Source organism: Mesonia aquimarina (genome assembly GCF_003667275.1).
In the GTDB taxonomy this organism is placed as follows: domain Bacteria; phylum Bacteroidota; class Bacteroidia; order Flavobacteriales; family Flavobacteriaceae; genus Mesonia; species Mesonia aquimarina.
Genome location: NZ_RCNV01000017.1, coordinates 22,483 through 30,016, shown reverse-complemented (window position 1 = coordinate 30,016; position 7,534 = coordinate 22,483). Strand labels below are relative to the sequence as shown.

Sequence of the window (7,534 nt, the reverse complement as noted above, 5' to 3'; positions counted from 1 at the left end):
AGCTTAATCATTTTATTTTTATATCCTTGAAATAAATTATAAGCCTTTATTTTCAATTTTAAATCAATTACATTTGCCTCTTAAAATTTTATTGATGAATAATTCTAAAATATGGCTTTCTTCTCCACATATGGGAGGTAAGGAACAAGAATTTGTAAATGATGCTTTTCAAGAAAATTGGATCGCTCCTTTAGGACCTAATGTCAATGGATTTGAACAAGACTTAAAAGAATATCTTAATTCTGATAAACACGTTGCCGCATTAAGTAGTGGAACTGCCTCTTTGCACCTTGCTCTTTTGCAATTAGGAGTTACCAATGGGGATGAAGTGATCTGTCAAAGTTTTACATTTTCGGCATCAGCCAATCCAATTTCTTATTTAGGAGCTAATCCTGTGTTTGTTGATAGTGAAGAGGACACTTGGAATATTTGTCCAATGGCTTTAGAAAAAGCTTTAGCTGATCGACTTGCAAAAGGAAAAAAAGTAAAGGCAATTATTGCAGTTCATTTGTATGGTATGCCTTGTAAATTAGACGAAATACAATCAGTTGCTTCAAAATTTAATATTCCATTAGTAGAAGACGCAGCAGAAGCTTTGGGCTCTACTTATAAAAATAAAGCTTGTGGTACATTTGGTGAGTTTGGTATTTTATCATTTAATGGTAATAAAATAATTACAACGAGTGGTGGAGGCGCTTTAGTTTGTTCTTCAGAAAAAGAAAAAAATAGAACCGTTTTTTTTGCAACCCAAGCGAGAGACGATGCGCCACATTATCAGCATAGTGAGATAGGTTATAATTACAGATTAAGTAATATAAGCGCAGGAATTGGTAGAGGGCAAATGATTGCTTTACCTGAGCACATAAAGCTTAGAAGAAAAATGAATACTTTTTACCAAAACATATTTTCTGATATAAATGGAGTTGAAGTTTTTAAAGAACCCAATTCAGATTTTTATTCTAATCATTGGTTGAGTGCTATTTTAATAGACAAAGAAAAAACCGGCGGAATAGATAGAGAAACAATTCGCTTAGCTATGCAGGAGGAAAATATAGAATGTAGACCTTTATGGAAACCGATGCACTTACAGCCTGTTTTTAAAAATGCTCCATATTATGGAAGTGATGTTGCTGAAAAATTATTTGAAGAAGGACTTTGTTTGCCTTCCGGCTCTAATTTAACTGATACTGATCGAGAAAGAATTAGTAATGTAATTAAAACCGTATTTAAGGCTTAAGTATGATTTTTGATCTGATAAAGAAAAGACGTTCGGTTTTTCCTGTACAATACAATCAGGAATCAATTTCAAAAGAAGCTATTGAGAAAATTTTAGAGGCTGCAAATTGGGCACCAACGCATCGTAAAACTGAACCTTGGCGATTTAAAGTTGTCCAGGGAGATAAACTAGAAGAACTTGGAACATTTGTAGCTGAAAAATATAAAGGGACAACTGATAAATATTCTGATTTTAAATACAAAAAAATAAAACAAAAATTCCTTCAGTCTAATTGCGTTATTTCAATTTGTATGCAACGTGATGTTCAGGAGCGCATTCCCGAGTGGGAAGAAATAGCTTCTACAGCTATGGCAGTACAAAATATGTGGCTAATGGCTACAGATTTAAATATAGGCTCTTATTGGAGTTCTCCTGCTTTAATACAATATGCCGATAAGTTTTTTAATTTAGCGGAAGGGGAAAAATGTTTAGGCTTTTTTTATATGGGCTATTTTGATGAAGAATTACCAGAAGGAAAAAGAGAACCAATTGAAAATAAAGTAGAATGGTTGTAAATTAAACCATTCTACTTTTATGATTTTTACTCTACGTAGTAGAAAATTGAAGATCGCCTAAACCTTCTATACTAGCTGAAATTGTATCTCCTTTTTTAAACACAGCCATTGGGCCTAAAGCTCCCGAGAGAATTAGTTCTCCACTTTTTAATGGACTGTTCATTTCTGCCATTTTATTGGCTAGCCAGACTACGGCGTTTAACGGATTACCCAGACAAGAGTTTCCATCTCCTTCAGAAACTATTTTTTCATTTATAAACATTTTCATTTTACTGTTAACCACATCTAATTGATCTAACGCTACACGTTGTGTGCCCAAAACAAAATGGCTTGAAGATGCATTATCGGCAATCGTGTCGGTTATTTTTATATCCCAATTTTTAATTCTGCTGCCTACAATTTCAATTGCGATTACAGCATAATCTATAGCCTCTCTAATTTCTTCAATTGAATGATTGATTTTTAAGAGGTCTTTTTTTAAAACAAAAGCAATTTCAGTTTCAACTTTGGGTTGCATAAATTCAGAAAAATCAACTTCCTCATTAGCTGAAATTTCCATGCTATCTAATAAAATACCAAAATCAGGCTGATCTACTCCTAATTGTTCTTGAACTTTTTTTGAGGTTAAGCCAATTTTTTTTCCGACTATTTTTTTTCCGTTGTTAAGTTCTTTTTCAATATTTAGTTGTTGAATTTTATAGGCCGATTCTATGTCTTTTTCATTTAAATGCTTGCGAATTGGCGCGCAAGGTTGTTTAGAATTTTCTGCTTGTTTTAATTGTTGAGCAATTTCTGTTAAGTTCATTTTTTAAATTTTAGAATAAAACTTCACGATATTCGAAAGTTACATAAATAAATATTCCTAGGTAAACGCAGGCAGCAAAAAACTTCATAAAAGTAGATGCCAAAAAGCCTACAAAAGAACCCCAAGCTGCTTTCAATGCAATTGATGAAGTACTTTTGTTGAAGATCAATTCACCTAAAAAAGCTCCTAAAAAAGGACCGATTAAAATGCCAAAAGGAATTGGTAAAATAATTCCTAAAATTAAACCTACCGTCGTGCCAATTGCCCCAGCTTTGCTTCCGCCAAATTTTTTTGTTCCTGCTACAGGAATTATATAATCTAATACAAAAATTATAATGGCTATTGCAAGTGTAATTCCTAATAAAGTGTAATTAATTTCTATTGCATCGGTTAAATAAAGCATTAATAATCCGAGCCAACTTATAGGCGGTCCGGGCAATACCGGAAGTAAACTACCAATAATTCCTACAATACAAAGTACAAAACCAAGTGCCACTAAAACAATATCCATAAAAAAAATTTAATGAGCTAAAATACATATTCTATCTATATTTTTTAACTAGTTTGTTAGTTTAAACTAAAATATTAGTTATATTTGTTATGTTGAACTAAAGGTTTAGTTGGTAAAATGAAAGAATTAACAAAAGCAGAAGAGGAAGTAATGCAATTGCTTTGGCAATTAAAACAAGCAAATGTGGCTACTTTATTAGAAGAAATTCCTGAGCCGAAACCCGCTTACAATACAATTTCTACCATTGTGCGGATTTTAGAGAGTAAAGGTTTTGTGGGCTATGAAAAGAAAGGTCGCGGACATATTTATTTTCCTTTGATTGAAAAAGAACGCTACAGTAAATTTTCGCTTACTAAAGTGATGAATAATTATTTTGACGGATCGGTAAAAAATATGCTTTCTTTTTTTGTGCAAAAAAATGATATGAGTATTCAAGAGTTGGAAGAAATTCTTACGGAAATTAATAAAAAGAAAACCTCATGATTTTATACAGTATTCAATTTAGTTTGTTTTTGGCTGTTTTTTTAGCGGTATATTTTTTCTTTTTCCGTAAAGAAACTTTTTTTCAGTATAACCGAATATATTTAATAGTCGCGCCAATTTTAGCGATTGTTTTGCCTTTACTTTCTTTTGATTTTTTGCAAGAACAAGTTGTAATAAGCCAAAAAACAATTCAGTTGCCGACCATTTTGTTGGGAGATTTTTCTACAACAGAAAAAGTGGTGATGCATAATGAACCTTCAACAGAATCTTTTTCGGGCTTTTTAAATTTAGAAAATTGTTTAGCTTTTATTTATGTTGTGGGTTTTCTGATTTCTTGTCTACTTTTTTATAGAAAAATATGGCAGTTAAAGCAGCTTCGTAAAAAATCAAAACCAAACAAATTTTTAGGAACCACTTATTTTGAAGTGCCTCAGAGCAAACTTGCTTTCACATTTTTTAATCAAATTTTTTTAGGAGAAGAAATTCAAGCCGAAGAAAAACAGCAAATTCTTCATCACGAACTAGTTCATGTAAAACAACTACATAGCTTAGATTTATTATTTTTTGAAATTTTAAAGCTTGTTTTTTGGTTTCATCCGGGAATTTATTTCTGCCAAAATCAGCTAAAAACACTTCACGAATTTATAGCCGATCAAAAAGTTTTGCAATTTTCAACAAAGCAAAACTATTATGAAAGTCTGTTAAATTCAGTTTTTAACACCGAAAAAATCTCATTCATCAATCAATTTTTTAATCATTCATTAATCAAAAAACGAATCGTTATGTTACAAAAAACACATTCTACCCCTTACAAGAAATTAAAATTTTTACTCTTAATTCCTTTAATTTTTGGGATGTTGACCTATGTTTCTTGTTCTGAAGATAATGTAGAAAAGAGTCAAGACATCGAAAATGCTGAAAAACCACCAATTCCACCAACGCCACCAACTCCACCAGAAGCGTTATCTTTAGAAGATGCTCGATTAATAAATCAACTTCAGCAAGAGTTAGAAAATATGGATAAAAATGGAAAATCTTTTATGGAAATCTCTGAAGCATTCATGGTAGAAAAAGATAAACATATTAAATCGAAAGAAGCATTTTATAGAATGCGAGTTTTTTCTGAATGGATGTTGAATAATGGGAGAGAAAGAAAAATAAAAAATGGAACTTGGACTGATGAAAATGAAATTAGACATCAGGAAATGCTAGATGACATATTAAGTCGAAATTACGAAGAATACGTTGCTTACCGTAAAACACAAGATAAAAAGGATGTTGTTTACTCAGAAGGCGTGTCCTTTACTGAAGTAGAAAATGTTCCTATTTTTCCGGGTTGTGAAGGTTTAGAAGGAGAAGCGGCAAAAAAATGTATGGCGGAAAAAGTATCTGAATTTGTAAATTCTAAGTTCGATACCAAAAAATTAAAACCGTTTGCGCAAGATGGAACTAATCGTATTTATGTGAAATTTACAATTGATGAAAACGGAAAAATTAAAACCGTAAAAGCTAGAGCCGCAAAACCCGAATTAAGTGAAGAAGCAGAAAAAGCCATAAACCAATTACCACAAATGAAACCCGGTGAAGTTGATGGCAAGCCTGTTTCGGTAGTTTACACACTTCCAATTATTTTTCAAGTAGACAAATAATGAAATATTGGTTAAGCTTTCTTATTTTTTTGATAGCCTTTAGTGCCGAAGCGCAAGATTCGGCACTTCGCTTAGCCGATAGTTTATACAGTACCGGAAATTACAAAGCAGCAATTAAACTTTACAAAACAACAGAAAATCAGTCGGCAAAAGTTCAACAGAAAATAGCGCAAGCGCAAGAAGCTAGAGGAAATCTTTCTGAAGCAATTGCTCATTATCAATCAGCATTAAGTCAAAATAATAATTTACTTATTGCTGCATCACGATACGGAAAAGCACTTTATAGAAACGGAAATCATAAAAAAGCCGATAGTCTTTTTACAAATTTACTTAAGCGTTTTCCAAAAAATCCTGACTTTTATTATCAGCGCGGTTTAGCAAAAGAACAATTAAATGACAGTTTAGCGGTAACTGATTTTTATAAAAGTTTACGACAAGATGAAAATCATCAAAAAGCTTTGTATAAAGTTACCTTATTTCGTTTTAAAGAAAAAGACTATTTACAAGTAGATTCTTTAGGTTCACACGCTTTAAAAACCTATCCGGAAAACAAAAAAATGTGGAGTTTGTTAGCACAAAATGCTTATGCTCAGCGAAATTATAAGCGGGCTGTTACGCGTTTTGAGCAGTTAATAGATTTAGGATATGCTTCAGAATTTGTGTATGAAAAATTAGGCTACAGTTATTACCAATTAAACTCCTTTGCTAATGCGATTAAAAGTTTTAATAAAGTTATTCAACTAAATCAAGAAAATGCAAAAGTTCATCTTCAACTTGGTAAACTTTATAATTTGACCGGAGATTATAAAAAAGCAGAAAAACATCTATTGTATGCGTTGCTATTAACAAAAATTCCGTTAGATGAACATTATCAGTCCTTGGGAATTACCTATAAAATGAAAAAGGATTATAAAAAAGCGCTTCATTATTTTAGCTTAGCATTAGAAGAAAATCCTAAAAAAATCCGTGCGCAATATGAATTGGCTATTGCTGCAGATAATTATTATAAAGATTTACAAACTCGATTAAATTATTATACAAATTTTATTGATAAGTTTGACGGAACTACTCAAGCTGAGCCTTATATAATATTAGCAAAACGAAGAGCTCAAGACTTAAAAGAAGAAATTCACTTTGACCGTTGATAAAACTTTTAATTTCTGAAGCTTTTTAATCACCCGAAAAATTTACTATAAAAAACACTCATTATTTTTTGTTAACTTTTCTACCTTTGGTGTGATTTACTTACATTTACATTATGGGTAAAATTACGTTAGGCTTTTTTTTGATACTTTTTTTTGGGTGCAAAAATTTTGAAACCAAGCGCGTTTGTTCAGAAGAAATTTTACAAGATGAATTAAAACAAATAGACTGGAACGCCATAGAAACGTACCCGACTTTTGCAAATTGCGAAAAATACACAGAAAGCGAACAGCAAGACTGTTTTGAACAAACGTTTTCTAAACATATTTATGCTTTTTTAGCGACAAAAAAAGTAGTGCTTTCAGACTCTATAAACGAAAAAATTTGGTTGCATCTCTCAATCAACTCAGAAGGAAAGCCAAGCTTAGATTCGGTGCATTTGTCACAAACCTTGGTAGATAATCTTCCCAAATTTAAAACTTGGTTAGATTCTTCGGTTATTAGCTTACCTAAAATATATCCTGCAAGAAAGCGTGGAATTCCCGTAGCAACAAATTTTAAACTTCCTTTACGTATTGAATCAGAATAAAAAAAATACCGCTTCAGAAAAAATTATTTTAGGCATAGATCCCGGGACAACCATTATGGGGTACGGTTTAATAAAAGTGGTACATAAAAAAATGGAATTTATTCAACTGAATGAATTAATGCTCAAAAAATATAGTGATCATTACGTAAAACTAAAACTTATTTTTGAGCGAACCATTGAGTTGATAGAAACTTACCATCCTGATGAAATTGCTATTGAAGCGCCTTTTTTTGGAAAAAATGTACAATCTATGCTAAAACTTGGTAGAGCGCAAGGCGTAGCTATGGCAGCGGGTTTAAGTAGAGAAGTTCCGGTAACAGAATATTCGCCTAAAAAAATAAAAATGGCAATTACCGGTAATGGAAATGCTAGTAAAGAGCAAGTAGCCCGAATGTTACAAAGTACATTAAAATTAAAATCGCTTCCTAAGAATCTAGATTCAACCGATGGTTTGGCTGCCGCAGTCTGTCACTTTTATAATCAGGGACGTGCTGAAACAGGAAAAAATTATTCCGGCTGGGCTTCTTTTGTCAAACAAAATCCGAATAAGGTGAAGTGATTAT

General features: G+C 32.0%; 9 protein-coding genes. 7 read left to right on the top strand and 2 right to left on the bottom strand.

From position 1 onward, the window contains the following. Nucleotides 1-94 precede the first annotated feature (94 nt). Together D9R05_RS15145 and D9R05_RS15140 are read left to right on the top strand one after the other, a co-directional pair. The gene (locus D9R05_RS15145; protein WP_121668075.1) at nt 95-1,237 is read left to right on the top strand and encodes a DegT/DnrJ/EryC1/StrS family aminotransferase; all 1,143 of its coding nucleotides are present in this window, start codon (nt 95-97) and stop codon (nt 1,235-1,237) included. A gap of 2 nt (nt 1,238-1,239) precedes the next feature. Continuing rightward, complete coding sequence (locus D9R05_RS15140) at nt 1,240-1,791, top strand: nitroreductase family protein (protein ID WP_121668074.1); 552 nt, start codon at nt 1,240-1,242, stop codon at nt 1,789-1,791. A gap of 31 nt (nt 1,792-1,822) precedes the next feature. On the opposite strand, the gene D9R05_RS15135 is transcribed toward D9R05_RS15140, so the two are convergent. Both D9R05_RS15135 and D9R05_RS15130 read right to left on the bottom strand, forming a co-directional pair. After that, nucleotides 1,823-2,596 carry a 2-keto-4-pentenoate hydratase gene (locus tag D9R05_RS15135; RefSeq protein WP_121668073.1) on the bottom strand — a complete coding sequence of 258 codons (774 nt, stop codon included), beginning with the start codon at nt 2,594-2,596 and terminating at the stop codon, nt 1,823-1,825. A 10-nt stretch (nt 2,597-2,606) separates the two neighbouring features. Beyond that, nucleotides 2,607-3,107, bottom strand: a complete 501-nt coding sequence (locus tag D9R05_RS15130; RefSeq protein ID WP_121668072.1) for a DUF456 domain-containing protein — start codon at nt 3,105-3,107, stop codon at nt 2,607-2,609. Nucleotides 3,108-3,224: 117 nt separating this feature from the next. Here D9R05_RS15130 and D9R05_RS15125 point away from each other — a divergent pair, with 117 nt between their 5' ends. The 5 genes from D9R05_RS15125 to ruvC all read left to right on the top strand — a co-directional run bounded on the left by D9R05_RS15125 (nt 3,225) and on the right by ruvC (nt 7,530). After that, nucleotides 3,225-3,590, top strand: a complete 366-nt coding sequence (locus tag D9R05_RS15125; RefSeq protein WP_121668071.1) for a BlaI/MecI/CopY family transcriptional regulator — start codon at nt 3,225-3,227, stop codon at nt 3,588-3,590. Then, nucleotides 3,587-5,239 carry a M56 family metallopeptidase gene (locus D9R05_RS15120; RefSeq protein ID WP_121668070.1) on the top strand — a complete coding sequence of 551 codons (1,653 nt, stop codon included), beginning with the start codon at nt 3,587-3,589 and terminating at the stop codon, nt 5,237-5,239. The genes D9R05_RS15125 and D9R05_RS15120 overlap by 4 nt, the downstream gene beginning before the upstream one ends. Then, nucleotides 5,239-6,384, top strand: a complete 1,146-nt coding sequence (locus tag D9R05_RS15115) for a tetratricopeptide repeat protein (RefSeq protein ID WP_121668069.1) — start codon at nt 5,239-5,241, stop codon at nt 6,382-6,384. Before D9R05_RS15120 ends, D9R05_RS15115 begins: the two co-directional genes overlap by 1 nt. A 113-nt stretch (nt 6,385-6,497) precedes the next feature. Further along, the gene (locus D9R05_RS15110) at nt 6,498-6,971 is read left to right on the top strand and encodes a hypothetical protein (RefSeq protein ID WP_162985017.1); all 474 of its coding nucleotides are present in this window, start codon (nt 6,498-6,500) and stop codon (nt 6,969-6,971) included. Continuing rightward, complete coding sequence (ruvC, locus tag D9R05_RS15105; RefSeq protein ID WP_121668067.1) at nt 6,958-7,530, top strand: crossover junction endodeoxyribonuclease RuvC; 573 nt, start codon at nt 6,958-6,960, stop codon at nt 7,528-7,530. Before D9R05_RS15110 ends, ruvC begins: the two co-directional genes overlap by 14 nt. Nucleotides 7,531-7,534: the final 4 nt, after the last annotated feature.

Coding starts and splice junctions, on each gene's coding strand:
- D9R05_RS15145 (WP_121668075.1), top strand. CDS start 95: ATGAATAATTCTAAAATATGGCTTTCTTCTCCACATATGGGAGGTAAG.
- D9R05_RS15140 (WP_121668074.1), top strand. CDS start 1,240: ATGATTTTTGATCTGATAAAGAAAAGACGTTCGGTTTTTCCTGTACAA.
- D9R05_RS15135 (WP_121668073.1), bottom strand. CDS start 2,596: ATGAACTTAACAGAAATTGCTCAACAATTAAAACAAGCAGAAAATTCT.
- D9R05_RS15130 (WP_121668072.1), bottom strand. CDS start 3,107: ATGGATATTGTTTTAGTGGCACTTGGTTTTGTACTTTGTATTGTAGGA.
- D9R05_RS15125 (WP_121668071.1), top strand. CDS start 3,225: ATGAAAGAATTAACAAAAGCAGAAGAGGAAGTAATGCAATTGCTTTGG.
- D9R05_RS15120 (WP_121668070.1), top strand. CDS start 3,587: ATGATTTTATACAGTATTCAATTTAGTTTGTTTTTGGCTGTTTTTTTA.
- D9R05_RS15115 (WP_121668069.1), top strand. CDS start 5,239: ATGAAATATTGGTTAAGCTTTCTTATTTTTTTGATAGCCTTTAGTGCC.
- D9R05_RS15110 (WP_162985017.1), top strand. CDS start 6,498: ATGGGTAAAATTACGTTAGGCTTTTTTTTGATACTTTTTTTTGGGTGC.